The organism is Pseudomonas syringae group sp. 243L2, from assembly GCF_032587875.1.
Taxonomy (GTDB): Bacteria; Pseudomonadota; Gammaproteobacteria; order Pseudomonadales; family Pseudomonadaceae; genus Aquipseudomonas; species Aquipseudomonas amygdali.
The window spans coordinates 218126-243787 of the sequence record NZ_JAWHPL010000017.1 but is presented as its reverse complement, the minus strand read 5'-3'; the positions used below and the strand labels follow the sequence as shown (position 1 = coordinate 243787).

Sequence of the window (25662 nt, the reverse complement as noted above, 5' to 3'; positions counted from 1 at the left end):
CGCGGAGCGTGAAGACGAAAGTCGTGAGGTAACCAGGCCTCAGTTACTGGCCTGGCTGTCATCTTTCTTGGCGGGCGCCTTGGCCGGGGCCTTGGTCGCTGCCGGTTTTTTAGCTGCTGCAGTGGTCTTGGCAGGCGCGGCCTTTTTGGCAGTGCTGGCCTTGGCCGGCGCTTTCTTGGCAGTGTCTTTCTTCGCCACGGCGGCTTTCTTGGCAGGCGCGGCAGCAGGTGCTGGCGCTACTGGCTTGACGTCCTGGGTGGCAACCATGACTGGAGCAACCGGCGGCAACGCATAACGGGCCATCAGCGCGCGCATGGTGTCCTGCGGCGTCATGAGGATTTCAACACGACGGTTGAGTGCACGGCCTTGCAGGCTGTCGTTGGCGGCACGTGGCATCACGGCACCCATCCCACGCTGGCTCAGACGATTACGCTCCAGGCCACTGAGACGGAAAATCGCGGCAACAGACTGCGCGCGTTCCTGGCTGATCTTCTGGTTGGCTTCGGTAGGCCCCGATGTGTCGGCATGACCGAGAATCAGCACGGCAGTTTTCTGATCGCCTTCGACCACCTTGGCCAGTCGCGTGATCGGGCCCAGCGTGTTGGGCAGCAGCATCGCAGGACGGTCAGGGTTGAACGAGCTGTCGACCGGTGCAGTGATTGCCAGCAGGTCTTCGCGACGCTCCAGCTGGAACGGGCTGTCCTTGATTGCAGCGCGCAGACGCGGCTCGTACTCGTCCAGCCAGGCCTGGGTCACTTTCGGATCAGGCATCGGCAGCGCTTTAGGCTCGTCCTTCTTGCCCTCGCTACCGAACGGCCACCACCACTTGCTGTCGGTTTCCGACTTGGCTACCAAGGCAGGCGCAGCCGGCTTGTCGGCAGGCTTGTCGGCCACGGCATCAGGTTTGGCCTGCGCGTTATCTTTCGAGCCGAACGGCCAGTACCAAGGCGCGCTGTTTTCAGCGCCAGCGGCAGGTGCTGCTGGTGCCGCAGCGGCCTTGGCGCCCGGAGCAGGTGCCGGGCTTGGTGCCGGAGCCTTTGCAGCAGTACCTGCATCAGCAGACTCGCTGCCTGAACCGAACTGCCACCAATGGCCTCCGGTTGCAGCAGAGTCGGATTGAGGGGTTTGAGCACAGCCGGTAACGGCGATACACAGGGCGAGAACGAGGCTTTTATTAGACGACATGGATAACCCGCAACGGTTTTGATCAGACAGAAGGACGTGACTACGCCGGTATAACATGCATAAAGATGCAGTTGGAAAAAGAAACCGTCGTACGGTTCCTGTTACAGCCATTTAACTGACAGTCGGTATGAAACAAGCACTTATGGCCGATACTTACTGCAAACACTCACGCAGGATCCCGACCAGTTTCTGCGCACGCGGGTCCATCAGAATGTACGGCCCCAGGGTGTTGGTAACGAAGCCAAAAGCGACCTCGTAATCAGGATCGGCGAACCCGACCGAACCGCCTGCCCCGGGATGGCCAAACGCCTTGGGGCCAAGACCATAGGTCGCGTTGGCAACGGTCGGCTGGTCAAGCATGCACCCCAGGCCCAGACGGGTCGAGGTCAGCAGAGTCTTGTCCTGACCGAGGCTGTGCTCACGGGTCAGCTCGTTGAGCATGTCTGCTTCAAGCAGGCTGCCATCCAGCAAACCGTTATAGAAACCGGCAAGACTGCGCGCATTGCCGTGGCCGTTGGCCGCTGGCTGCTGCATGCGGCGCCACTCCGGCTTGTTGGTGCTGGTCATGATCGACGGCGGGTTGGTGAACGCCTTGGCAGTGATCGAAGCCGGCTCACGCATCGTCGCCTGCAACACGCGCTGGGCAGCGTCGTCACCGGCATTGCCTTTGCCGCGCGCGATATGGGCGACACGATGAAACTGGTCATCAGCCAGGCCCACATGAAAATCCAGCCCCAGCGGGCGAGAAATACGCGCGGCAATGGATTCCCCAGGGCCTCGACCGTCGGCCCGACGCAGCACCTCGCCTACCAGCCAGCCATAGGTGATTGCCGCGTAACCGTGACCCTGCCCCGGCGTCCACCAAGGTTCTTCGGCCGCCAGCGCCGCCGTCATGGTGTCCCACTGGTAAAGCGCTTCGGCAGGCAATTGCTCGCGCAGCGCAGGCAAACCGGCCTGATGGCAGAGCAGCTGACGCAAAGTGATCGATGCCTTGCCCGCCGCGGCGAATTCGGGCCAGAGCCTGGCGACGGGTTCGTCCAGCTTCAACTTGCCTTCTTCAACCAGCTGCAATACCGCCACGCTGGTAAAGGTCTTGGTGCAGGAGAACAGGTTGAGAATGGTGTCGGTGTGCCACGCCTCGGCACCGTCCTTGTCGGCCGTGCCCGCCCACAGATCAATGACGGTCTGGCCGCCGACCTGAATGCACAAGGCAGCGCCGCGCTCCTGAGGGTCGTCAAAGAGCGCCGCAAAGGCTTCACGTACTGCTTCGAATTGAAGTTCGTAATGACCCTGGATCTGCAACGGCTGACTCCTGACTGACGGTACTGGGCCTGATGACAGGCCGAATGGGCGCATATTGTTCCAGCGATCGGGCGCTTTGGGAACAGACCCGAGTCAACCGACAGCTGTTATTCAGGAAATCTCGCGGCGAAACGGCGGCAATGCGTTGAGAATCGCCTTGCCGTAACGCTGGGTGACGACACGTCGGTCCAGCAACGTGATAGTGCCGCGGTCCTCTTCGGTACGCAGCAAGCGGCCACAGGCCTGTACCAGACGCAAAGAGGCATCCGGCACGGCGATCTCCATGAACGGGTTGCCACCACGCGCTTCGATCCACTCGGCCAGAGCGGCCTCGACCGGGTCATCCGGCACCGCGAACGGAATCTTGGCGATGACCACGTGCTCGCAGTACGCACCGGGCAAGTCCACACCCTCGGCGAAGCTGGCCAGTCCGAACAGTACGCTGGACTCGCCGCTGTCGACGCGGGCCTTGTGCTTGTTGAGGGTTTCCTGTTTGGACAGGTTGCCCTGGATGAACACCTGCTTGCGCCAGTCACGGTCCAGGCCGTCGAAAACGTCCTGCATCTGCTTGCGCGACGAATACAGCACCAGCGTGCCTCGCGAACCTTCCACCAGCCCGGGCAGGTCGCGAATGATCGCTGCGGTATGGGCCACCGAGTCACGCGGGTCGGCCTTGAGGTCCGGCACGCGCAGCACACCAGCGTCGGCGTGATGGAACGGGCTTGGCACCACGGCGGTAACAGCCCCTTTGGGCAGACCCGCACGCATGCGATAGCGGTCGAATTTGCCCAGCGCGGTCAGTGTCGCAGAAGTCACCAGCGCCCCATAGGCGATGTTCCACAAGTTGCGACGCAGCATTTCCGCCGCCAGGATCGGGCTGGCATTGACCTCGATATCGAACATTGCACCGCTGTCGGCCAGGGTCAGCCAGCGCGCCATGGGCGGGCTGTCTTCCGGGTCTTCGGCGGTAAAGGCGGTCCACAGTTCCCAGTTACCGTGGGCGCGGGCCAGCAGGCTGCCGAACAGCGGGTACCACTCTTCAGCCTGATGGCTGGCGATACCGATGTTGACTTCGCCATCCATGCCTTCCTTGAGCAGCTCGGTCAGGCGCGTGAACAGGTCGTCCAGGCGCGCAAAGCCCTTCTTGAGCTCGATGCCCATCTCGCGGATGTGCTCGGGGATCACACCGCCGACAAAGCGGTGACGGGGCCGCTCGCGACCCTGCATGTCTTCACCGGCGCGGAAATCTGCCAGTTGCTCGCAGGCACCGAACATGAACTGCTGATGCCCCTTGATCTCGCGGGCCAGCTCCGGCACCTGCTCGATCAGCTTGCCCAGATCGCCGGGCAGCGGGTGTTGGGCCAGCAGCTTGGCGAGGTTCTTGGCTGTCTGTTCAAGCCAGTCAGCGGTGGACTTCAGTCGGGTGTAATGAGCGAAGTGGCCGATGGCCTTGTCGGGCAGGTGATGGCCTTCGTCGAACACGTACAGCGTGTCACGCGGGTCGGGCAGCACGGCGCCGCCGCCCAGCGCGAGGTCCGCCAACACCATGTCATGGTTGGTGACAATCACGTCAACCTTGCCCATGCCTTCGCGCGCCTTATAGAAAGCGCACTGCTGAAAGTTCGGGCAATGCCGGTTGGTGCACTGGCTGTGATCGGTGGTCAGCCGCGCCCAGTCCTGATCGGCGAGTTCCTGAGGCCAGCTGTCGCGATCACCGTCCCACTTATTGCCCGCCAGCTTCTGCAGCATGCTGGTGAACAGCTTCTGACTGGCTTCATCGACCTCGATCTTGAAGCCTTCTTCCTCGAAAAGCTGCGCAGTCGCGTTGGTCGCGTCGCTCTCCTGCAGCAACGCGTCGAGTTTCGACAGGCACATGTAACGGCCGCGGCCCTTGGCAAGCGCGAAGGTAAAATTCAGACCACTGTTGCGCATCAGGTCCGGCAGGTCCTTGTAGACGATCTGCTCCTGCAAGGCGACGGTCGCGGTGGCGATCACCAGCCGCTTGCCTGCCGCCTTGGCGGTGGGGATCGACGCGATGGCATACGCCACGGTCTTGCCGGTGCCCGTCCCGGCCTCGACGGCCACTACCGCAGGATCGCCCGAACGACGGCCCTCTTCATCGGTGTCAATGTCCCCCAGCACCTTGGCAACTTCAGCGATCATCAATCGCTGGCCATAGCGTGGCTTGAGGCTCTTGGCTTCGAGGAAACGCGAGTAGGCGCCCTGGATCTGGGTTTTGAGTTCGGTACTGATCATTGGCTTCGGTTCGGGGGCACGGCTAAAAAGGCTGGATAAATTTTCAGTAGTTCTGAGTGGGCGCTATCATAGCGTGCTAAATCCATCCGCGCAGAACGGAGTGTCCGATGACCGCTTTTTCTACTGTCTACACGCTGCATCTGCTGGCTGCCCTGGTGTGGGTTGGCGGGATGTTTTTCGCCTGGATGGTCTTGCGTCCAGCAGTCATTGCAGCACTTGAAGGCCCTTCTCGCTTGAAAGTGTGGGTCCAGGTGTTTCGACGCTTCTTCGTCTGGGTCTGGGCAGCCGTGGTGCTGCTGCCGATTACCGGCATCGGCATGATCCAGTTGAACTTCACCGGCTTTGAAACTGCGCCGCGCTATGTGCAGATCATGATGGGCCTGTACGTGGTGATGGTTGCGCTGTTCCTGCGTATCCATTCATTGCAGTTGCCGGAGTTGCGTCGCGCCGTGGACGCCGAACAATGGGCCGAAGGCGCAGCAGCACTCGGTCACATTCGCCGGCTGGTCGGAATCAACCTGATTATCGGCCTGGCAGTGGTGATATTGGCAGCCGCCCGTCCGGGCCTTTGAGGCAAAACGGAACATCGCGGGGCACTGGCGGTGACACTGCGCACAGCTTGCGGGCAGTTTCCTGCCCGATCGGTCATCTTCTGTGCCTGATATCCAAGCCATTCAACATCTTGAAACACTTTGGCATGGGCTGTGCAAACGTTTGCGATCAGCAGTACGCGCCCACGAAAAGGAGCTTCAATGCCACAGCCGCCATTCACTCGATCCGCAACGCCCTCAAGATTCCTCATGCCTCTGTTGTTCGCCGCCGCTGCGGCGTTGCCATGCACCAGCGTCCTGGCACAGCCCGCTGCCGAAGACTCGGCTCAAGGCGAAGCACTCAGCCCGCCCGCCTCGCCCAAGGAAGGCAAAGGCGCGTACTTTTCAGACTGGTTCAACCAGGACCTGACGCTGATCGGCAGCAAGGACATCAGCTTCGGCCCCAAGCCCAACGATGACATTTATCTGGAGTACGAGTACTTCGGCCGCAAGGGGCCGTTTGAGCTCTATGGCTATGTCGACGTGCCGAAGATCCTCGGCATCGGCAATGATAATGACAAAGGCGTCTGGGATCATGGCTCGCCATTGTTCATGGAGCATGAGCCACGTATCTCCATCGACTATCTGGCCGGGCGCAGTCTGGCCGTCGGGCCGTTCAAGGAATGGTACGTCGCCTTTGACTGGATCTACGACCACGGCAGCAACTCGGCCAACCGTGCCAACACCCTGTACAGCGGCCTTGGCACTGACATCGACACCCACTCGCGGGTCAATCTGTCGGCCAACTTCTATGGCCGCTACCAGTGGGAGAACTACGGTGCCAGCAACGAATATTCATGGGATGGTTATCGCGCCCAGCTCAAATACATCGTACCGATCAGCAAATTCGACAACGGCGCTTCGCTGACGTACATCGGCTTCACCAACTTCGATTTCGGCTCGGACCTCAAGAACGATCCGGCACGCACCGGCAACTCCACAGTCGCCACCAACGTGCTGCTTTACGCCTTCACGCACCTGCGCTTCACCCTGGTGGGTCGTTACTTCCACAACGGCGGCAACTGGCAGGACGGCAGCGAGCTGAACTTCGGCGAAGGCAACTTCCGTGCGCGCTCCGACGGCTGGGGATATTACGCAGGCGTGGGTTACCAGTTCTGAAACTGATTATGACGACAGGAGTTTTCATGAAACACATCACCCGCAACACACTTGGCGCCACACTGGCCCTGCTTAGCCCTGCCCTCTGGGCAGCCACCGCGCCAGTCACGCCCAAGGTCATGCTGGTCGCCATGTTTGCGCCCGAAGCGCAGAACTGGATCGACCGGCTGCATCTGACCAAGGAGATCCAGGTGCCCGGCCTTGCCGCCGAGTATCCGGCCATCCGCTGCAACGCTCAGGACGTCTGCCTGATGGTCACCGGCATGGGTCAGACCAATGCCGCAGCATCGACTCTGGCCCTGGCCCTGTCGCCGCAATTCGATCTGCGCAAGACCTACTTCATCGTTGCTGGCATTGCCGGCATCAACCCGCACCACGGCACGCTCGGCACCACTGCGTGGGCGCATTATCTGGTGGAGTTCGGCACGCAGTGGGAAATCGATTCGCGCGACGTGCCCAAGGACTGGCCGACCGGTTACCTGGGTATCAACACCAAAGGTCCGAACGAAAAGCCGCCGCTGGACTACAAGACTGAAGTCTTCGAGCTGAACCCCAAACTTCAGGCCAAGGCCTTCGCCCTGTCGCAAAAAGTGACGCTCAGCGAGAGCAAGGAATCCGCCGCCTGGCGCGTCAAGTACCCTTACGCCCCGGCCAATCAGCCGCCGCAGGTGACGCAGTGCGATACGCTGGCGGGCAACACGTGGTTTTCCGGAACGCGTCTGAGTGAGCGGGCGGAAGTCTGGACCAAGCTGCTGACCGACGGCAAAGGCGTGTATTGCACCACCCAGCAGGAGGACAACTCTACGTACGAAGCCCTGTTGCGAGCCAGCAAGGCAGGCAAGGTAGACGTCAACCGGCTGGCCGTGGTGCGCGCAGGTTCCGATTTCGACCGTCCGTATCCGGGTTACAGCGAAGTGGACAATTTGCTCAAGTATGCCGACCAGGGTGCCTTCGTACCGGCACTGGAAAACCTGTACCGCACCGGTAATCCGCTGGTGCAGGCCATTGTCGGCGACTGGAAGAACTGGGAAAAAGGCGTACCGCAGTAAGCGCGCTGCCGTAATGACTGCCCGGATCGTGGCCTTGCGCCTGATCCGGGCTGCCTCTCAAGAATGACAGCTGTTGAAGATTACAGGCGCTGCAGAATCAAACTGCCCGCGGGCCCTGCAACACCAGGCAGGCCGGGTTCGCCCGGTCTGCCTGGCTTGCCGCCGTCCGCGCGGTAGACGATGCAGCCCTTCGAAGCGCCGCCCTTGCCTGCCTTGCCGCCTTCACCGCCCTTGCCTGCCGCGCCACCCGCAACATTCACCTTGATACGTTCGGCCGGAAAGCTCTGTGGCAGCTCCAGACGAACCTGCGCACCTGCTGCGCCGTCGTGGCCGTTGCCGCCACTATCGCCGTTGTAACCACGCCCAGCCTGGCCCCAGGTACAGCCTGGCTCTTCGCCCGTGCCGCCATCGAGCCCGGCGTAGCCTGGACTGCCCGCGCCGCCGCGTGCATCGATCGACAGTTGTTCGGCATTCAGGCTCTGTAGACGCAGGGTCAGGTTGCGCCCCGGCAGTGCCGGCTTCTCGAAGGTACCCGGAGCGCCTCGCGCAGTGATCTGGCTGCCGGTGCCGAATTCACCATGCACCACGACGAGGTTGAACGCCTGTACACCGGGGACGATGGCAATCCGCGCTTCGTGCCCTAGCACCAGTTCGCCGATCTTCACGTCATCGATACCGGCCGGGATCAGCAGGGTGCCGTAGTCGGCCACTTCAAGGCGCTCGACCTGCAGAACGCTGCTGTTGCCAGGCAGACGCATGAGCGAGTGTGGCGCGACAATAATCGCCTGAGCCATGGCCAGAGGGCTGAACAGTGCTGCCAGCAGAACGAGCTTACGCATGAGAGTGCCCTGTGGCCGAACGGCCGATGGATTGAACATGAAAAATGCCGAACAGGATGATTTTGCCCCGGTCGCGCCAGGGATGCCTGCGACCGCGCAGGCTGCCGTTGAACAGGATCAGTTCGAGCAAGTGAGTCAACAACAGTACGGCACCGGCCATGTCGATCATCACGCCAAACGGGCTGGGCGCTTCAATAATCGCATTGGCCAGGACTACCAGCCAGAAGCCCAGCATCAAGATTTTTCCCAGCCCCCAAAACACCTTCATCGCCTGCCCCCCTTGTCATGATCCGTTACGAAAGCGCAGTCTGCGCGCGCTTTTCGTCGCCGCACAGTAGACGTGCTGTACGCCGAATATGCCAGCAGTGTATTGAAAAAGATCAAGCATAGATCGTTGTCGTCAGTCTGTGGGCGTTCGCCTGATACTGACGGCTGTTCAGAGCGGGTCCGGCAGGCTAGTCTTGTCAGTCAACCAGAGGACTTTCGATGACCGTCGGCTACTCATCCCGCACGCCGCAGCAAGCGCTGGCGGCCCTGCTCGACCGTTACGCCCCCCAGCGTCTGCTGTTGATCGGCGCTCAGGCGTTCCCTGCGTTGCAAGCCTTTCAGGAAGCACACCCGCAGACCGAGGTGGCGCTGGCCGAACCCGGCCCCCTGCCCGCAAATCTGGCGGCGCAACGTTTCGACCTGGCGCTGGTGGTCGATTGCCTGGAGCACATCCCCAAGCGCACCGGTCTGGAGCTGCTGGGCGGTATCCGCAACCTTAACGCCAGCCGCATTGCGGTGCTGGCCGACTTGCAGGCCTGCGGCTGGCAGGAGACCGACTTTTTCTCGCTGGCCCTGCAATCCAGCGAACGCTTCACCCGCGACGAACAAGTGCTGAACCTGTTCACCTACGACCTGCGCGAATACAAACAGGTGCCCGACTGGCTGAACGCGAAGTATTGGGCCAACCCGGAGAATTTTGGAAAGTATTGGTGGTGACCTATGAGTAGTGCTATTTGCCCGTGCGGCAGCGGCGATCTGTTGCTGGCCTGCTGCGGTCGCTATCACGCAGGTCAGCCTGCGCCCTGCGCGGAAAAGCTGATGCGCTCGCGCTACAGCGCCTACGTGCTGGGGCTGACTGATTATCTGGTCCAGACGACGTTGCCTGTTCAGCAAAGCGGGTTGAACCGTGAAGCCATCGCCCAGTGGAGCGCGCAGAGCACATGGCTGGGGCTGGAGGTAGAAAGTTCTGAGGTATTCGGCGGCAAGCCCGAGCATGCTTTTGTGACCTTCACTGCCCGCTGGCACGACGGTAACGGTGAAAACAGCCACAAGGAACGCTCGTCGTTCGTGCAGAATCAGGGCCGCTGGTATTTCATCGATTCCACGGTCCCGCTCAAGGCCGGCCGCAATGACGCGTGTCCGTGTGGCAGCGAACAGAAATTCAAGAAATGCTGCTCGCCTTACGTGGTTTGAGATAGTCGAGATGATCGTTCCGCACGCTCCAGAGTGGGAATGCCGTGGGTGACGCCCTGCGCCGCACCGTCACGCTCAAGACCGGACGCAGAGCGTCCAGAACGGCATGCGACGCGGAGCGTCGCACGATAGTTGAGATTATCGTTCCTCACGCTCCAGCGTGGGAATGCCGTGCGTGACGCTCCGCGTCACAGATCTGCGCCGCACCGCACAGTCAAGATAGGACGCAGAGCGTCCAGAACGGCATGACGACGCGGAGCGTCGCACGATAGTCAAGGTCACGCTCCGGTGGACACAAGTCGACCTAGAACTCCAATTGCGCCGAGAACGCTACAGTACGCGGGTCGCCCAGGTAGCTGCTGTTGAGCCAGTATTCCTTGTTGGCCAGGTTGCTGACGTTGACCCGCAGGGTCAGGTCGTTTTCCGAGACGCGCATGCGGTAGCGGGCACCGGCGTCGAAGGTGGTAAAGGACGGCAGGTCGTTTTCGTTGCTTTGGTCGGTGTATTGCTTGCCGGTATAAAACGCTCCACCGGTTACTGCCAGCCCAGGCACAGGGTTGATGTCGTACTCGGCATAGACCTTGGCCAGTTGCTTGGCGACGTTGGTCGGTGCGTTGCCTTCATCCGCGGCAATGCCGGTTTTCTTGATCTTCGGGTCCAGCAAGGTAAAGCCGCCGACCAGTGTCAGCTCCGGAACGACTTTGCCGGTCACGCTGAACTCCAGGCCATTGTTTTCCTGACGTCCGTCCACCACGTAAATATTCGAGGCCGTGGTGTAGCCGTTGGGCTTCTCGATGTTGAACAGCGCCAGGGTAAACAGGGTTTCACCCAACGTCGCCTTCGCACCGATCTCGTATTGCTCGCTGACTTCCGGTGCGAATGCCTGGCCGGCATTGGCTGCGCCGCTCGGGGCGACACCTCCGGATTGCAGACCTTCTATATAGGTGGCGTAAGTGGTCAGCCACGGCAGTGGCTTGTAGACCAGCGAGATATTCGGCGAGGTCTTGCTTTCGTTGTATTTGGTCTCGGTCTCTGCGGAGCCGAAAGCCTTGGCGTAAACGAACTCGTTGGCGTAAGTCTTGATCTGCGTGTTGGTCACGCCAAGAATTGCCGACCATTGCTCGTTGAAGGTGATGATGTCGCCGATCAGGAAGTTGTTGCTCTCCGAGCTATTGGCCAGACGCTGGTTGCCGTGGCCAATCGAGTACGACGGTTTGCCGACCTGAGGTGTCTGGTCGAGCGGTATCGTGCCGACTGGCGAGGTGTATTGCGGACCAGGCTGACCAGGCGTGTACGGGATGTGGTCTTCGTACTGCTTCTGGCGAGATGTGTTGCCCTGGTACCCCATCGTGACTTTGTGGCCGAGAAAACCGGTATCGAATGCTGCATCCAGAAACAGCGAGCCGGTCTTTTCTTCGGTTTCGATCGGTGCGAAGGCGTATAACGGTTGCGAATACAGACCCGCGCTGTAAACCGTCGGCCCGGTGTAGGTGTTTTCCGAAGTGTACTGCTGGGCTGCAAAGGCCGCGCGCAAGGTGAATGTATCGTTCAAGCGCCATTTGGCGCGTACGCCCGCCTTGTCGGATTCATAATCGGAAAACGACCACTTCTGGCTGTAGAGTTTGTCGTTGTCCAGCGAGGCTGCGCTTGGGCGTAACGACTGATCACCAAAGTACCAATAGCTGGTCAGGCCGCGAATTTCGGTCTTTTTGTGTGAAGCGTCGAACTGCACCAGCAGGTCGTCGGAGACGTTCCAGTCCAGCGCCAGGGAAATCATTTCGCGACGACGCTTGTTCATGTCGACAGCGGTTTCGCCATCCTGAGTCAACACGTTCAGGCGATAGGCAAACTTGCCTTCGCTGTCGATCGGCCCGCCGAAATCGCCATGCAGGTAGTAGTTTTCGCCACCGGCATTGCCCAGCGTGACGCTGTTATAGCGTTCGTAAGTGGGGCGCTTGATGACGTAGTTGACCAGCCCGCCTGGCGAGGCCGGGCCATACAGGAAACCGGTCAGGCCGGTGATGACTTCCAGCTGTTCCATCTCTTCAATGTAGTTGCTGCCATCAGCACCATTGGTAAAGCGCAAGCCGTCATTGGCGATGTTCAGGCTGCCCGCGCTGCTGAAACCACGAATGTTGACGGCGCTGGCATAACCGGCGCTGGTCGGCGAGTACATCTGGGTGAATGGGTTGTGCTTGATGACATCGTCCAGCGAGGTGGCCTGAATGTTTTTCAGTAGAGCCTGAGGCGTCACGCTGATGGAATAAGGCGCGTCCTGCAGTTTCATGCCGCCCAGTGCACCGACGCTGCTGATGTTCTCGCTGCGATAACCGGCTGCTTCCGAACCTTCGGCGGGCGCGCTGTTGGCATTGATGTTCACATCCGACAGGTTCAAGGCGTTTTGTTCCATGACCATCAGCGTGTAGGTCCCGGCGCTGCTCTGCACCAGTTGCAGGCCGCTGCCACGCAACGCCTCACGCAAGGCTGTCGCAGCGTCGAAATGCCCCTTTACCGCCGCGCTTGTTTTGCCAGCAACCAGCGCAGGATCGAGGCTCAATGCCAGACCACCCTGGCTGGAAATCTGGTTCAGCGTGGTCGCCAGAGGGCCTGCAGGCAGGTCATAGGCAACCACGCTGGCCTGCTGCGCGGCCATCAGCAGCGGGCTGACCAGAGGCGTGCACAGTGCAATCGCCACGGCCAACAGACTGGGACGCAGAAGGGTGTCTAACGAACGGGACATCGGGCAACTCCTGATGGAATATTTCTCAATGCCTGTTAGCCGAGCGAAAGTTCGAAAGTAACAGAGCTGATTGAAAATAATTCCGTTTCAGGATTCAGTTGGCCTGCGGCATTACTCCGCAATGACCTTCAGGTGAGAAGTATCGGGAGCAGCTTGTGACTCGGGCCTTTCGACATGGCCCATGTCGCTGCCCACCGGTGCCAGGCTAAATCGGGAAAGATCCAGCAGCGGCGCAGCGGGCTGAGGTTTGGCAGGCAGCAGGTCGACCCCCGCTTCGGCCACCGAATAATTCGGCGCATCGACACTTTCGAAAGCAGCCATATACGCGTCACGCGGTTTGATCTGCAGACGGCCCGTACCCGACTGCGGGGTGGCCTGGGATTTACGCAACCAGGTAGGAGCGTCGGGCGGCGGTGCCAGTTCGACCTCTTCCATGGGCAGCGGGGTATTCATTTCCAGCACATGGACCCGTGCGCCTGCACGCTCCAGCGTTGCGCGGTATTTTTCAGCGGTTGCCGCGTCGAGGTTGTTTTTCAGGACCAGTCGGCGCCCGGAGAACAGAAGCTCCAGACGCTCGGCATCGGCATTGAATAGCTTGCCAAGGTTGGCCCTGACCTTCTCGGGCTGGGCTCCGGCGACCAGTTCGGCACTGAAGACAATTTCGTAGACACTCATGGAGACACCGGTAAGCACGTCAATAAAAAGTATGGCGTAGCGTCAGACAGCGCAACAAGCGCGTTACCCTTGACCGTCGAGTTGGTAGACTCAGGCGTCAAACGGAGCACATCCATGTTTTTTCAGGCGCACATTACAAGAATCATTAGCCTCGCGCTGGTCATGTTCGGTCTCAGCGGATGCTCGTTACTGAGCTTTGACAGCGTCCAGGATCCGGAAGTGCATTTGCTCAAAGTCCAGGTGGTCAAGGCAAGGCTGACACAACAGGATTTCAAGCTGTATTTCGAGGTCGATAACCCCAACGACTCGGACCTGTTCGTGCGCGGCCTGAACTACAAGATCTCGCTCAATGACGTTGTGCTCGCAGACGACCAATTCAGTGATTGGTTTTTCGTCGATGCGCATAGCCGGAAAACCTTTGTGGTGCCTGTTCGTACCAACCTTTGGCGGTACGCGAAATACATCGCTCAACTGCTGAAAAAACCTGATGAGCTGATCCATTACCGGCTTGAAGGCAAGCTCAAGACCGGCATGCTGTTCAGGCACAACGTACGGATCGGCAAAACCGGCGATGTGGCACCAGAGGAGCTGATTCAACGCAAATAAGCAGGCGGCCTAACCGCCCAGCTTGCCCTTGATCAGCTCCAACAGAAACTTCCAGATATCCGCCGCCCACAATGCGCGATTGATTGCGCTGATCAGCGCTCCACCAAACGAGCCCAGCAGAAAGCCAACGCCTGTGGTGTTGCGAGGGTCGGCCACTCCAAGATAATCACTGGCAATGCCGGTGAGAAACACCGCACAGGCCACGCCAGTGATCAAGAAAACCAGCCAGGCACGCCAGTCGAGCAAGCCTGCCTTATGCCACCAGCCAGAGATGATTGCACCCACCAGACCGGCGACCAGCCATTCGCCCCTGTCTGCCAAACCATTCAAGATATCCATCGGACCTTACTCCGCTCAAGAGATACAGCCGTTCACGAACACAGAAATTCAGACGCTGAGAGCCTGCCATTCGAATGGCAGGGAACGGGTTGATGAGGGTCATCCTGGTTGACGTTCGGGCCCGCCCTGCCCTTGATCGCTTCCTTGCGCGTATTGCGGGTCGATGCGGCGGCGGTATATGAAACTGGAACCTAAAAATTAAGCATGCTTAAAAATAAAGTGAAACGCTTGCCATCAAACGTGGAGCAGCACCTTATAAACGCTCAGTTATCGATATAGCGCTGCCAGCCGATCCTTACCGAACCGTCTGGCTGAGGATCGACCTCGATACCTTCGGTTTCTTGGATTTCCCGGAGCACCACGTTCCAGCTGTCCTCAGGTTCATCGTCGCGTCGGGCTACGATGACCCACTGGGTCTTTTGAACATTCGGCGCAGATACCAGCCGTTGAATACGCTTGCCGATCTGTTCATAAGACGACGCGCCCGTCGGCCCATTACGAGTGCCAGTCATGACTGCCTCCCGGAAATAACTGTATATAAATACAGTATTCCAGCTGCAAGACCTGCGCAAGCACTTCGTAGGACGCGCTCCGCTTCACGTCGCGACGGATAACGTCCGCAAGCCTTGTACAACAAGGCTCATAGCCTGGCGGTCATTCTCACGGCCACGCCAATGATGCGACAGTCGGCACCGCACTCGATCATTTTGTACGCAGGATTCAAGGGCTTCAGGTAACGCGTGCCGCCGTCCTCGACCAGCTTCTTGAAGGTCGCCTCGTTGCTGGCGGGCAGCTTGGCGATAACGAGCTTGCCGGGCTGCACATCGGCTTCTGTATCAACCAGAATCATCATCCCCTCTGGCACGCTGACGCCAGTGGGCGCAGTCATCGAGTCACCCTTGACCTCCAGCCAGAACGCCGGGCCCTTGGAGTCGTAATCGGAGATTTCATAGCGATCGGAAAAACCGTCGGGGTAAGGCTCGACGGCTTCCTCCCAGGAACCTGCCGACACCCAGCTGATTACCGGATAACGAAAGGACATGTTGGGTTGATCGATCAGAGCAACGTTGGCGTCAAAGGGGGCTTCCTTTTCAGGCCCTTCGCCAATCGCCAGCCATTCGGCACGAAAGCCCGTGGCCCGCGCCAGTGCATAGAGGTTTTCTGGCCGCAGGCTTTTGCTTTCGCCGCTGATCCATTGAGTGACGGCAGAATTGGCAACGCCGCACTGTGCGGCAATTTCCCCTTTCTTCATGCCGCTGGCGGCAATTGCCTTGGCAATACGCTCTTGTCGGGTCATAAGGTTGGCTCTGCGCATGAGAATACAAAGACGCTGAAAAACGCCCGAAAAAAATAAGCATACTTAAATTTGCAATCATATGTGAATCGAAATATGCCGATACTGCTTCGTCCCGATTTGCTGGATAATGCTCGCCAGATTTATTTGCGGAGTAAAACCGATGAACCAGCAAGCCCATGTTCATGGCCCCGATTGCAACCACGACCATGACCACGATCATCACGACCACCAGCATGGCCATGTGCACGGTCCGAACTGCGGGCACGCCCACCAGGAACCGGTGCGCAACACCCTGAAAGATGTGGGTCGCAACGATCCTTGCCCGTGCGGCAGCGACAAGAAATTCAAGAAGTGCCACGGCGCGTAAAGCGTTGAGCGTTCTTCGTGACGGCCTGCATAAGCAGGCCGTTTTCATTTGCGCGCATCTTCAAACGCGGCGGAACAAGAGGCGTGTGGCCAGCTTCTGCAAAATCCTGAAATAAACTCGCCCTCCCCGCTTGCGCGCTGACGGCCTGCTCTCTAACGTAGCGACTTTTGTACGTTACCCCTCCAGGAGCTTGCCCATGGCCTCGCCAGCCCTTCGTCATTTTCTACCCCGATTCGGCGCTGCCGCCGCTGCGGCGAGTTTCCTGAGCCTTGCCGGCTGCCAGTTGGGCGGCGGTGATCCCGAGACCGTACTGCCTGCTTCCGGGACGTTCCCGCTCAAAGGGCTGGCGCAAAACGTTTCCGTGCGCCGCAACAACATGGGCATGCCGCTGATAGAAAGCAGTACGTACCACGATGCGCTGTTCACCCTCGGATACATCCATGCCGGTGATCGCATCGGTCAGATGCTCGGAATGCGCCTGCTTGCGCAGGGCCGTTTGTCGGAAATGGCCGGGGCGGACGCGCTGGAAGTCGACCGTTTGATGCGCTCGGTCAACCTCAAGCAAAACGCCAGCGACCTGTATAACGCCGCCTCGCCTCGCTTGAAGCGCTTCTTCGACGTTTATGCGCGCGGCGTTAACGCTTACCTGTTCCGCTACCGCGACAAGCTGCCGGCCGATGTCGCCAGTTCGGGCTACAAGCCGGAATACTGGAAACCGGAAGACTCGGCGCTGATCTTCAGCCTGCTCAATTTCAGCCTGTCGGTGAACCTGCAGGAAGAGCTTTCGGCACTGGTGCTGGCGCAGAAAGTCGGGGCAGACAAACTTGCCTGGCTGCTGCCGACCTACCCTGACGAAGAACTGCCATTTGCCGAAGCCGACAAGCTCAAGGGCCTGAACCTGAATAATCAGGTCAACGACCTGAGCGACCTGAACAAGATCGCCTTGCAGCTCTCGGACCTGAACATGCTTGGTGTTGCAGCCTCCAGCAACTGGGCCATCGCGCCGCAACGCAGCCGAAGCGGCAAGAGCCTGCTGGCCAGCGACATGCAACTGCCTGCCGGGCTCAACTCCGCCTGGAGCTTCGTGCAGATCCGGGCACCGAAATATCAGGTGTCCGGTGTTTCCATCGCAGGCTTGCCGCTGGTCCTGAGCGGTTTCAACGGCAAGCTGGCGTGGAGCATGAGCAACGTCAAGGGCGACAACCAGGACCTGTTTCTGGAGAAAATCAAGCGCGAAGGCAACCGCGTCTCTTATATGGCGGATGGCAAGTGGGTGCCGGCAGCCTCTCACCAGGAAACCTTTCTGGTCAAAGGCGGCAGCCCAATTCGTGAAACAGTTTACGAGACGCGTCATGGTGCATTGCTCAATGCCAGCGCAACGCCGCCCGGCAATGGCTTGAGCCTGGCGCTGCAAGTGCCCAACTTCAAGGACGACAAGAGCCTGGATGCGTTCTTTGATCTGTCCCGTGCACCCAACGTCGAGAAGGCGTTCGATACCAGCCGCGAGATTCGTGCGATTACCCTGAACATGATCTTCGCCGATACCTCGAATATTGGCTGGCAGGTCACCGGCCGCTTCCCGAACCGCCGTGAAGGCCAGGGCCTGCTGCCTTCGCCGGGCTGGGATGGCAAATATGACTGGGACGGTTTCGCCGACTCAATGCTCCATCCTTACGACCAGGACCCGCGCCAGGGCTGGCTCGCGGCGGCCAACCAGCGCACCATTCCGAAAGGCTACGGCATGCAGCTCTCCAACTCGTGGGGCTACCCGGAGCGCGCCGAGCGCATTGCCGAGCTGGCCAACAGCGGCAAGCAGGACCTGCGCAGCACCGTCGCCATGCAGTACGACCAGACCACGACATTCGCGGCCAAACTCAAGACCATGTTCCAGGCACCGGGCATGAGCAAGCCGCTCAAGCAGGCTATCGACGCCCTGCCGGAAGCGGATCGCAACAAGGCCCGCGAAGCGTTCACGCGCCTGATGGCATTTGATGGCAAGCTCAGCGCAACGTCGGCTGACGCTGCGCTGTACGAGCTGTTTCTGCAGGAAAGCGCCAAACAGATTTTCCTTGATGAGCTAGGCCCGGAAACCAGTCCTGCCTGGCAGGCGCTGGTGGCCAACGCCAGCTCGTCGTATTCGCCGCAAGCCGACCATTTGCTGGGCCGTGATGACAGCCCTTACTGGGATGACGTCAAAACTCCGCAGAAAGAAGACAAGCCAGCCATCCTGGCGCGCAGTCTGGCGGCTGCTGTCACCAGGGGCGACAGCCTGTTGGGCAGCGATCACAAGGCCTGGCAATGGGGCAAACTGCACCGCGACAACTGGACCTCGACCAGCCCGCTCGCCAAACAGTTGGGTGGCGGCGAGTTCAATCGCGGTGCCTCACCGGCAGGTGGTGACCACAGCACGCTGAACGTGTCCGGTTTCGAGTGGGGTAAAGGTTTCGATACACACGTGGCCCCCGGCCTGCGCATGATCGTCGACTTCAGCCTTGTCGAGCCTATGACCGGCCTGATCAGCACCGGCCAGTCCGGCAACCCGGCCAGCCCGTATTACGCCAACAGCATTGATCCGTGGCAGAAGGGGCAATACATGTCGATCCCGCTGCAACAGCAGAACTATGAGAAGGGCTACGGCAAGCAACGCCTGACACTGACGCCGGGCAAGTAGGCGCCGAAAACCGGACGCGGAGCGTCCAGAACGGCGTACCCACGCGGAGCATGGGCACGATAGTGTTCTCCCGAACGCCTATCGTTCCGAATGCTCCAGCGGGAATAGCCACACGGAACAGGCTCCCGAACGCCTATCCTTCCGAATGCTCCAGCGGCAATATCCCGAACGCCTATCGTTCCCACGCTCCGCGTGGTAATGCATTTCGTGACGCCCTGCGTCACACAGTTCTGCGATTCAGTGAGATTCAGGCTCGACTTGAGTCACCTTTTGGCCCCTCGGCGACCTACTTTGATGGGGCCAAAGTAGGCAAATCCCCTCGCTCCTGTTTCCGGCCCGACTTCGTCGGGTTCCTTCGCCCTGACACTGATCCGGGGGTCGCCGCACCGGGCCATCCATGGCCCGGTGCGGCTAGCCTGGCGTCCTGCCAGGCTACCCCCCGGATCAGCGCCAGGACTCTGCCGTCACTAAGGTCGCACTCTGCGTCGTCAGTGCCATCGTGATAACAAAGCGCTTTTATGCACGATAGTGTTCTTTTGGACATTTATCGCACCTCACGCTACGCAGCCCTCACGCAAACTCCCCGAACTTCCCGCCCTGCCCCGGCTCATAGCTAACAAGCCCATCCATACGGTTGCCTCATGGATCTTGTCGTTGCTCGTCCCGAAGGTTTGTACTGCCCGCCCGGTGATTTCTATATCGACCCGTGGCGCCCGGTCGAACGGGCCGTCATTACCCATGCGCATGGCGACCACGCCCGTACCGGCAATCAGCATTACCTGTCGGCGGCCAGTGGCGAGGGCATTCTGCGTTCGCGCCTTGGCCAGGACATCAACCTGCAGACCCTGGAATACGGCGAAACCATCACCCATCACGGGGTAAAACTCAGCCTGCACCCGGCCGGGCATGTGCTGGGGTCGGCGCAGGTGCGGCTGGAGTACCAAGGCGAAGTCTGGGTGGCTTCCGGGGATTACAAAGTCGAACCCGACGGCACGTGTGCGGCGTTCGAACCGGTGCGCTGTCACACCTTTATTACCGAATCGACCTTCGGCCTGCCGATCTATCGCTGGGCACCGCAGTCGCAGATTTTCGAAGGCATCAACCAGTGGTGGCGTGGCAATGCGGCCCAAGGCAAGGCCAGCGTGCTGTTCGCCTACTCGTTCGGCAAGGCGCAACGCATTCTGCATGGCATTGATTCGCAGATCGGGCCGATTCTGGTGCATGGCGCTGTCGAGCCGTTGAACCGGGTCTATCGCGAAGGTGGCATTCGTATTCCGGAAACCCAATACGCTGGCGATTTCAAAAAGACTGATCCGGCCCTGCGTCAGGCGTTGATTCTCGCCCCGCCCTCGGCCGGTGGCAGCAGTTGGATGAAGCGCTTCGGCGAATACAGCGATGCGTTTGCCAGCGGCTGGATGATGCTGCGCGGCACGCGACGTCGGCGTGGCGTGGATCGCGGCTTTGTGCTATCCGATCACGCTGACTGGCCGGGCTTGCTGTGGGCCATCGAACAGACTGGTGCCGAGCGGGTCATGGTCACCCACGGTTCGGTCGGCATATTAGTGCGTTATCTGCGCGAACTGGGGCTGGATGCGCAAGGCTTCAGCACCGAATACGGCGATGAAGAAGACAGCAATCCGGCGACGGTAGAGCCTGAGGCGGTAACTGCGAGGGAGGCTCAGTCATGAAAGCCTTCGCGGAACTCTACGCAAAACTGGACGCAACCACATCGAGCAACGCCAAACTCGCCGCGATGCGTGATTATTTCGAGAAAGCGGCTGCAGAGGATGCTGCCTGGGCTGTGTACTTCCTGTCCGGTGGACGCCCTAGGCAACTGGTGCCGACCCGCGTGTTGCGCGAGCAGGCAATGACACTGGCGAATCTGCCGGAGTGGCTGTTCGAAGAAAGCTATCAGGCGGTCGGCGATCTGGCGGAGACCTTGTCGCTGTTGCTGCCCCAGGCCGATCACAGCAATGACGAGGGCCTGGCCACCTGGATGGAAGACAAGCTGCTGCCGTTGCGCGGCCTGCCGCCCGAAGAGCTGGCAGAACGCCTGCCGATGTTCTGGTCGCAACTGGACCGCAGCAGCCTGATGGTCTGTATAAAACTGATTACCGGCAGTTTCCGGGTTGGCGTGTCGAAACTGCTGGTGACGCGCGCACTGGCTGCGCTGGCGGACATCGACAGTAAGCGCGTCGCCCAAAGGCTGGTGGGCTATACCGACCTGTCGCATCGGCCCAGCGCAGAGCGTTACCTGAAACTGATCGCGCCTGAATCCGAAGATGAGCACGCACAACGTGGCGGTCAGCCTTATCCGTTTTTTCTTGCCCATTCCCTGCAACAGCCCGCAGATCAGTTCGAGGAGTTGCTCGGGGCGGCCGAGAACTGGCAGGTGGAATGGAAGTGGGACGGTATTCGCGCACAACTGGTCAAACGTGACGGACGCTTGTGGATCTGGTCGCGTGGCGAAGAGCTGGTCACCGACCGTTTTCCCGAGCTGCACAGCCTGACGCAGTGCCTGCCTGACGGCACGGTAATCGACGGCGAAATCGTCGTCTGGAAAGCTCCCGACCCAAGCCCCGATGGCAGCGCTGAATTTGCGTTGAACGGTGATGCCACCACAGCGTCACCTTCGGTTCAGCCCTTCGCCCTGTTGCAACAGAGGATTGGCCGCAAGACACTCGGCAAGAAGATCCTCGCCGACGTTCCCGTGGTAGTGCTGGCCTATGACCTGCTTGAATGGCAAGGCGATGACTGGCGCAGCCGGCCGCAACATGAACGTCGCACGCAACTGGAAACCTTGATCGAAAGCGTCCAGAGCGAGGTGCTGATGCCCTCCCCGGTACTCACTGGCAAGGATTGGCTTGATCTGGCGACGCAACGTGAAGCCTCTCGCAGTCTGGGCGTCGAGGGCATGATGCTCAAGGCCCGCGACTCGCTGTACGGCGTCGGTCGCACCAAGGACATGGGCGTGTGGTGGAAATGGAAAATCGACCCGTTCAGTGTCGATGCCGTGCTGATCTACGCGCAACGTGGCCACGGCCGACGCGCCAGTCTGTACAGCGACTACACCTTTGCGGTGTGGGACGGCCCGCCCGACGCCAGTGAGCGCACGCTGGTGCCATTCGCCAAAGCCTACTCAGGGCTGACCGACGAGGAAATGCGCAAGGTCGACGCCATCGTTCGTAAAACCACCGTGGAAAAATTTGGCCCGGTGAGCAGCGTCACGCCGACGCTGGTATTCGAACTGGGCTTTGAAGGCATTGCCTTGTCAAAGCGCCACAAGAGCGGCATTGCGGTGCGCTTCCCGCGCATGTTGCGCTGGCGGCAGGACAAGCCGGTGGCCGAAGCCGACAGCCTGGCGTCATTACAGGACCTGCTGAACTGACGCACCGAAAAAGTGCACGCAAATTGACGTGCACCTTTTTGAAACACGGCCTGCCACCAGGGTTTGCCTGCCCGCAACAACCGTTCTCTTTCGTTACCATTCTGCCGCTCGCCGCGAGCCTGATGGGGGTGTGGTTTAAGTCACAGAGAACAACATCCCGCCCATAAACATGCCAAGGCGGCAGATTGCCAGCCATTTATACGAAATAGCGACAACGCCTTACATTTCAAACGCACGTTCATCGCTCTGGTTCGGAAATTGCTACCTTCTGCCAGTCTGGCACTTGCCGGTAGCAAGCTTCGCGTGTTCCCAACGCCCCATTTAAGGTTTTAAGGACTGAACAATGAAAAAAGCATGGCTGACTCTTTCTGCACTGGCTCTGTGCCTCGCCGCCGGTAATACGATGGCCAAGGAATACAAGGAACTGCGCTTCGGCGTTGATCCGTCCTATGCGCCGTTTGAATCCAAAGCCGCCGACGGCAGCCTGGTCGGCTTCGATATCGATCTGGGCAACGCGATCTGCAAAGAGCTGAAGGTCACCTGCAAATGGGTTGAAAGCGATTTCGACGGCATGATTCCCGGCCTCAAGGCACGCAAGTTCGACGGCGTTATTTCCTCGATGACCGTGACCCCTGCTCGCGAAAAAGTCATCGACTTCTCCAACGAACTGTTCTCCGGCCCTACTTCGCTGGTGTTCAAGAAAGGTGCAGGCTTTACCGCCGACCCGGCCAGCCTGAAAGGCAAAACCGTTGGCTATGAGCAAGGCACTATCCAGGAAGCCTACGCCAAGGCCGTACTGGACAAGGCCGGTTTATCCACCAAGGCCTACGCCAACCAGGATCAGGTTTACGCCGACCTGACTTCCGGTCGTCTGGACGCTTCGATCCAGGACATGCTGCAAGCCGAACTGGGTTTCCTGAAATCGCCAGCCGGTGCTGATTACGAAGTCAGCAAGCCTATCGACAGCGAATTGCTGCCAGCCAAAACCGCCATCGGCATCGCCAAGGGCAACAAAGAGCTGAAAGCGCTGCTGGATAAAGGCATCAAAGCGATGCACGACGACGGCACCTACGCCGAAATCCAGAAAAAGCATTTTGGCGACCTGAACCTGTACAGCGGCAAATAACACCCCGACGCCCATCGATTTCGGCGATGATTCGCCGCCCAATCGATGGGCGTCTCTGTTTTTGAAAGCAAGGCCTATCCATGCTCGATGCACTCATGCAAAACCTGGGACTCTCGGCATTCAGCCTGAAGGGCTTTGGCCCGCTGTTGCTGGAAGGCACCTGGATGACCATCAAACTGGCTGTGCTGTCCCTCGCGCTGAGCATCCTGCTCGGGCTGATCGGGGCAAGTGCCAAACTGTCGAGCTCGGCGCTGCTGCGCGTGCCGGCACAAATTTATACAACACTGATCCGCGGTATCCCGGACCTGGTGTTGATGCTGTTGATTTTCTACAGCCTGCAAACATGGCTGACCATGCTCACCGACGCGATGGAATGGGAATACATCGAGATCAACCCGTTTGGCGCGGGTGTCATCACTTTGGGCTTCATTTATGGGGCATATTTCACCGAGACGTTTCGCGGCGCGATTCTGTCCGTGCCTCGCGGTCAGGTGGAAGCAGCGACGGCCTATGGACTGAAACGCGGCCAGCGCTTTCGCTACGTTGTGTTCCCGCAAATGATGCGTTACGCACTGCCGGGGATCGGCAATAACTGGCAGGTACTGCTCAAGGCTACGGCGCTGGTATCGATCATCGGCCTGGCTGATCTGGTCAAGGCCTCGCAGGACGCCGGCAAAAGCACCTACCAGTTGTTCTACTTTCTGGTGTTGGCGGCATTGATCTACCTGCTGATCACCAGCGCCTCGAACTTCGCCCTGCGTTGGGCTGAACGGCACTATGCCGCAGGCAGCCGGGAGGCACAGCGATGATCGAATTGTTACAGGAATACTGGAAACCCTTCCTTTATACAGACGGCGTAAATATCACTGGGCTGGCCATGACCATGTGGCTGCTCAGCGCCTCTATCGCCATCGGCTTCTGCGTGTCGATCCCGCTGTCGATTGCACGGGTGTCGAAAAACCGCTGGGTACGCTGGCCAGTGCAGTTCTACACCTACCTGTTTCGCGGCACGCCCCTCTATATACAGTTGCTGATTTGCTACACCGGCATTTACAGCATTGCTGCGGTGCGTGAACAGCCGATGCTGGATGCGTTTTTTCGCGATGCGATGAACTGCACAATCCTGGCCTTCACCCTGAACACCTGTGCGTACACCACAGAGATCTTTGCCGGTGCGATCCGCAGCATGGCCCACGGCGAAGTCGAAGCGGCCAAAGCCTACGGCCTGACCGGCTGGAAGCTTTACGCCTACGTGATCATGCCGTCGGTGCTGCGCCGGTCGCTGCCGTACTACAGCAATGAAGTGATCCTGATGCTGCACTCGACCACGGTGGCCTTTACCGCCACGGTGCCGGACATATTGAAAGTGGCGCGGGATGCCAACTCTGCGACCTTCATGACCTTCCAGTCCTTCGGTATCGCCGCCGTCATGTACCTGACCGTGACGTTCATTCTGGTCGGGCTGTTCCGCCTTGCCGAACGCCGCTGGCTGGCCTTTCTCGGCCCGGCCCATTAATCAGGACTGAACATGCACCATCACACCCATGACTTGCTGTCGCCAGTGCCAGGCACTGCCCGGCAGGTCCACAGCTTTCACTACGGCCCGCAAAACGCTTCCGGCAAGGTTTATATCCAGGCTTCGCTGCATGCGGACGAACTGCCGGGCATGCTGGTTGCCTGGTACCTGAAGCAACGTCTGGCAGAACTGGAAAGTGCCGGGCGCCTGCTGGGTGAAGTCGTCGTGGTGCCGGTCGCCAACCCGATTGGTCTGGAACAGGTCCTGATGGACACACCTTTGGGCCGCTACGAGCTGGAAAGCGGCCAGAACTTCAATCGCTGGTTCAGCGACCTTGGCGCGCAGGTCGGCGATGATATCGAAGCCCGGCTGACTGCTGATGCAGAGCACAACGTCGCACTGGTGCGGGACAGCCTGAGAGCGGCGCTGGATGCCGTACCCGCAAACACCCAATTGCAATCGCTGCGCCTGACCCTGCAGCGCCTGGCTTGCGATGCCGACATGGTGCTGGACCTGCACTGTGATTTCGAATCGGTCGAGCATCTGTACACCACGCCCGAAGCCTGGCCGAAAGTCGAGCCGCTGTCGCGCTACCTGGGCGCGCAAGCCAGCCTGCTGGCGACCGACTCGGGTGGCCAGTCGTTCGACGAATGCTTCACGCTGGTCTGGTGGCAATTGCAGCAACGCTTCGGTGAGCGCTTTCCGATCCCCATGGGCAGCTTCTCGGTGACACTGGAGTTGCGCGGGCAAGGCGATGTAAACCATGCCCTCGCCAGCCGTGACTGTCAGGCCATCATTCATTACCTGATCGACGCAGGCATCATCGACGGCGAACGCCAGCCGCTGCCCGAACTGCTCTATCCCGCTACGCCATTGGCAGCGGTCGAACCGGTGACCACGCCAGTCGGCGGCCTGCTGGTGTTCTGCGCGATGCCCGGCGAACACGTCGAGGCTGGCCAACTGATTGCCGAGGTCATCGACCCGATCAGCGACACCGTGGCCTGCATCCATGCCTTGAACGCGGGCCTGCTGTACGCCCGCTCGCTGCGCCGCATGGCGACTGCCGGCATGGTCATTGCGCACATCGCTGGCACCCAGGCCTATCGCAGCGGCTATCTACTTTCTCCTTGAGGACC

The 25662-nt window shown here is 59.8% G+C and carries 24 protein-coding genes; 14 read left to right on the top strand and 10 right to left on the bottom strand.

The features are described from left to right. Nucleotides 1–39 precede the first annotated feature (39 nt). The 3 genes from RYB66_RS10190 to dinG form a co-directional block, all read right to left on the bottom strand. Nucleotides 40–1185 (bottom strand): OmpA family protein, encoded by a 1146-nt coding sequence (locus RYB66_RS10190; RefSeq protein WP_316894338.1) that lies wholly within the window; start codon nucleotides 1183–1185, stop codon nucleotides 40–42. Nucleotides 1186–1338: 153 nt separating this feature from the next. Further along, nucleotides 1339–2487 carry a serine hydrolase domain-containing protein gene (locus RYB66_RS10185; protein ID WP_316894336.1) on the bottom strand — a complete coding sequence of 383 codons (1149 nt, stop codon included), beginning with the start codon at nucleotides 2485–2487 and terminating at the stop codon, nucleotides 1339–1341. A 111-nt stretch (nucleotides 2488–2598) separates the two neighbouring features. Next, entirely contained in the window at nucleotides 2599–4743 is a 2145-nt protein-coding gene (dinG, locus tag RYB66_RS10180) for an ATP-dependent DNA helicase DinG (RefSeq protein WP_002554813.1), read from the bottom strand. Between the two features lie 107 nt (nucleotides 4744–4850). On the opposite strand from dinG, the gene RYB66_RS10175 reads away from it, so the two are divergent. From RYB66_RS10175 to RYB66_RS10165, 3 genes are all read left to right on the top strand, one after another. Continuing rightward, the gene (locus RYB66_RS10175; protein WP_316892299.1) at nucleotides 4851–5315 is read left to right on the top strand and encodes a CopD family protein; all 465 of its coding nucleotides are present in this window, start codon (nucleotides 4851–4853) and stop codon (nucleotides 5313–5315) included. A gap of 228 nt (nucleotides 5316–5543) precedes the next feature. Beyond that, nucleotides 5544–6452 (top strand): nucleoside-specific channel-forming protein Tsx, encoded by a 909-nt coding sequence (locus RYB66_RS10170; RefSeq protein ID WP_369812041.1) that lies wholly within the window; start codon nucleotides 5544–5546, stop codon nucleotides 6450–6452. A gap of 26 nt (nucleotides 6453–6478) precedes the next feature. Further along, complete coding sequence (locus tag RYB66_RS10165) at nucleotides 6479–7501, top strand: purine-nucleoside phosphorylase (protein WP_010200990.1); 1023 nt, start codon at nucleotides 6479–6481, stop codon at nucleotides 7499–7501. A gap of 80 nt (nucleotides 7502–7581) precedes the next feature. Here RYB66_RS10165 and RYB66_RS10160 read toward each other — a convergent pair whose 3' ends face one another. Continuing rightward, nucleotides 7582–8340, bottom strand: a complete 759-nt coding sequence (locus RYB66_RS10160; RefSeq protein ID WP_002554817.1) for a hypothetical protein — start codon at nucleotides 8338–8340, stop codon at nucleotides 7582–7584. Then, on the bottom strand, nucleotides 8333–8608 hold the full coding sequence (locus RYB66_RS10155; RefSeq protein ID WP_005743221.1) for a DUF1145 domain-containing protein: 276 nt from the start codon (nucleotides 8606–8608) through the stop codon (nucleotides 8333–8335). The genes RYB66_RS10160 and RYB66_RS10155 overlap by 8 nt, the downstream gene beginning before the upstream one ends. A gap of 218 nt (nucleotides 8609–8826) precedes the next feature. On the opposite strand from RYB66_RS10155, the gene RYB66_RS10150 reads away from it, so the two are divergent. Further along, nucleotides 8827–9324 carry a DUF6231 family protein gene (locus tag RYB66_RS10150; RefSeq protein WP_005732254.1) on the top strand — a complete coding sequence of 166 codons (498 nt, stop codon included), beginning with the start codon at nucleotides 8827–8829 and terminating at the stop codon, nucleotides 9322–9324. A 3-nt stretch (nucleotides 9325–9327) separates the two neighbouring features. Then, the gene (locus RYB66_RS10145) at nucleotides 9328–9801 is read left to right on the top strand and encodes a YchJ family protein (RefSeq protein WP_016982494.1); all 474 of its coding nucleotides are present in this window, start codon (nucleotides 9328–9330) and stop codon (nucleotides 9799–9801) included. Nucleotides 9802–10105: 304 nt separating this feature from the next. Here the strand turns inward: RYB66_RS10145 and RYB66_RS10140 are convergent, their stop codons facing one another. Together RYB66_RS10140 and RYB66_RS10135 are read right to left on the bottom strand one after the other, a co-directional pair. Beyond that, a complete protein-coding gene (locus RYB66_RS10140; protein WP_316894330.1) occupies nucleotides 10106–12541 on the bottom strand; it encodes a TonB-dependent receptor in 2436 nt (811 codons plus the stop codon). A gap of 111 nt (nucleotides 12542–12652) precedes the next feature. Beyond that, a complete protein-coding gene (locus RYB66_RS10135; protein ID WP_005779319.1) occupies nucleotides 12653–13216 on the bottom strand; it encodes a hypothetical protein in 564 nt (187 codons plus the stop codon). Between the two features lie 114 nt (nucleotides 13217–13330). Between RYB66_RS10135 and RYB66_RS10130 the strand changes: the two genes are divergently transcribed. Further along, nucleotides 13331–13822, top strand: coding sequence for an LEA type 2 family protein (locus tag RYB66_RS10130; RefSeq protein WP_005755521.1), 492 nt, complete (start codon nucleotides 13331–13333; stop codon nucleotides 13820–13822). Nucleotides 13823–13831: 9 nt separating this feature from the next. On the opposite strand, the gene RYB66_RS10125 is transcribed toward RYB66_RS10130, so the two are convergent. The 3 genes from RYB66_RS10125 to RYB66_RS10115 form a co-directional block, all read right to left on the bottom strand. Further along, on the bottom strand, nucleotides 13832–14161 hold the full coding sequence (locus tag RYB66_RS10125; RefSeq protein ID WP_002554823.1) for a hypothetical protein: 330 nt from the start codon (nucleotides 14159–14161) through the stop codon (nucleotides 13832–13834). A gap of 263 nt (nucleotides 14162–14424) precedes the next feature. Next, complete coding sequence (locus tag RYB66_RS10120) at nucleotides 14425–14673, bottom strand: DUF1654 domain-containing protein (protein ID WP_005743217.1); 249 nt, start codon at nucleotides 14671–14673, stop codon at nucleotides 14425–14427. 128 nt (nucleotides 14674–14801) lie between these two features. After that, the gene (locus tag RYB66_RS10115; protein WP_005743216.1) at nucleotides 14802–15458 is read right to left on the bottom strand and encodes a LexA family protein; all 657 of its coding nucleotides are present in this window, start codon (nucleotides 15456–15458) and stop codon (nucleotides 14802–14804) included. Between the two features lie 160 nt (nucleotides 15459–15618). On the opposite strand from RYB66_RS10115, the gene RYB66_RS10110 reads away from it, so the two are divergent. From RYB66_RS10110 to RYB66_RS10075, 8 genes are all read left to right on the top strand, one after another. After that, entirely contained in the window at nucleotides 15619–15825 is a 207-nt protein-coding gene (locus tag RYB66_RS10110) for an SEC-C metal-binding domain-containing protein (RefSeq protein ID WP_002554826.1), read from the top strand. A 196-nt stretch (nucleotides 15826–16021) separates the two neighbouring features. Beyond that, a complete protein-coding gene (locus RYB66_RS10105; protein WP_316894326.1) occupies nucleotides 16022–18496 on the top strand; it encodes a penicillin acylase family protein in 2475 nt (824 codons plus the stop codon). Between the two features lie 641 nt (nucleotides 18497–19137). Then, on the top strand, nucleotides 19138–20184 hold the full coding sequence (locus RYB66_RS10100) for a ligase-associated DNA damage response exonuclease (RefSeq protein WP_316894324.1): 1047 nt from the start codon (nucleotides 19138–19140) through the stop codon (nucleotides 20182–20184). Then, on the top strand, nucleotides 20181–21884 hold the full coding sequence (locus RYB66_RS10095) for an ATP-dependent DNA ligase (RefSeq protein ID WP_316894323.1): 1704 nt from the start codon (nucleotides 20181–20183) through the stop codon (nucleotides 21882–21884). Before RYB66_RS10100 ends, RYB66_RS10095 begins: the two co-directional genes overlap by 4 nt. A gap of 343 nt (nucleotides 21885–22227) precedes the next feature. After that, entirely contained in the window at nucleotides 22228–23010 is a 783-nt protein-coding gene (locus RYB66_RS10090) for a transporter substrate-binding domain-containing protein (protein ID WP_316894321.1), read from the top strand. Nucleotides 23011–23090: 80 nt separating this feature from the next. Beyond that, on the top strand, nucleotides 23091–23819 hold the full coding sequence (locus RYB66_RS10085) for an ABC transporter permease (protein ID WP_002554830.1): 729 nt from the start codon (nucleotides 23091–23093) through the stop codon (nucleotides 23817–23819). Next, complete coding sequence (locus RYB66_RS10080; RefSeq protein ID WP_002554831.1) at nucleotides 23816–24526, top strand: ABC transporter permease; 711 nt, start codon at nucleotides 23816–23818, stop codon at nucleotides 24524–24526. The genes RYB66_RS10085 and RYB66_RS10080 overlap by 4 nt, the downstream gene beginning before the upstream one ends. A 12-nt stretch (nucleotides 24527–24538) precedes the next feature. Continuing rightward, complete coding sequence (locus RYB66_RS10075) at nucleotides 24539–25657, top strand: succinylglutamate desuccinylase/aspartoacylase family protein (RefSeq protein ID WP_117140181.1); 1119 nt, start codon at nucleotides 24539–24541, stop codon at nucleotides 25655–25657. Nucleotides 25658–25662: the final 5 nt, after the last annotated feature.